The 1,170-nt window shown below is 66.1% G+C and carries 1 protein-coding gene; it reads left to right on the top strand.

What is annotated here, in order from left to right; translation table 11 throughout:
- A partial coding sequence (gene tuf / locus HV824_RS35805) for an elongation factor Tu (protein ID WP_176421568.1) occupies nucleotides 1-1,170 on the top strand: 1,170 nt, incomplete at both ends.

The raw sequence follows: 1,170 nt of genomic DNA, 5'->3' as shown, positions 1-1,170 counted from the left end.
AAGTTCGAGCGTAACAAGCCCCACGTGAACATCGGCACGATCGGACACGTGGACCACGGCAAGACGTCGCTGACGGCCGCCATCACGAAGGTGCTGGCGAAGACGGGCGGCGCCACGTTTCTGGCGTACGACATGATTGACAAGGCGCCGGAGGAGCGTGAGCGCGGCATCACCATCTCCACCGCGCACGTCGAGTACCAGACGGCGAACCGGCACTACGCCCACGTCGACTGCCCGGGTCACGCCGACTACGTGAAGAACATGATCACGGGCGCGGCGCAGATGGACGGCGCCATCCTGGTGGTGTCGGCGGCGGACGGCCCGATGCCGCAGACGCGCGAGCACATCCTGCTGGCGCGTCAGGTCGGTGTTCCGTACATCGTGGTCTTCCTGAACAAGGTGGACATGCTGGACGACCCCGAGCTGCGCGAGCTCGTGGAGATGGAAGTCCGCGACCTGCTCAAGAAGTACGAGTTCCCTGGCGACGACATCCCCATCATCCCGGGCTCCGCGCTCAAGGCGCTGGAGGGTGACACCAGCGACATCGGCGAGCCGGCCGTCCTGAAGCTGATGGAGGCGGTGGACAGCTATATCCCGACGCCGCAGCGCGCGACGGACAAGCCCTTCCTGATGCCGGTGGAGGACGTGTTCTCCATCTCGGGCCGCGGTACGGTGGCCACCGGCCGCGTCGAGCGCGGAATCATCAAGGTCGGCGAGGAAGTGGAAGTCGTCGGTCTGCGTCCGACGCAGAAGACGGTCGTCACGGGCGTGGAGATGTTCCGCAAGCTGCTGGACCAGGGCATGGCGGGCGACAACATCGGCGCGCTGGTGCGTGGCCTGAAGCGCGAGGACATGGAGCGCGGCCAGGTGCTGGCCAAGCCGGGCAGCATCACCCCGCACACCAAGTTCAAGGCGCAGATTTACGTGCTGTCGAAGGAAGAGGGCGGCCGTCACACCCCGTTCTTCAAGGGGTACCGTCCGCAGTTCTACTTCCGCACCACGGACGTGACGGGCTCGGTGAAGCTGCCGGAGAACGTCGAAATGGTGATGCCGGGCGACAACATCGCCATCGAGGTGGAGCTCATCACCCCGGTGGCCATGGAGAAGGAGCTGCGCTTCGCGGTTCGCGAGGGTGGCCGCACGGTGGGCGCCGGCGTCGTGGCGGAAGTC

It is taken from the genome of Myxococcus sp. AM009 (assembly GCF_013372605.1).
Lineage (GTDB): Bacteria > Myxococcota > Myxococcia > Myxococcales > Myxococcaceae > Myxococcus > Myxococcus vastator.
The sequence above is the reverse complement of the archived record's forward strand: the minus strand, read 5'-3'. Positions and strand labels throughout refer to the sequence as shown.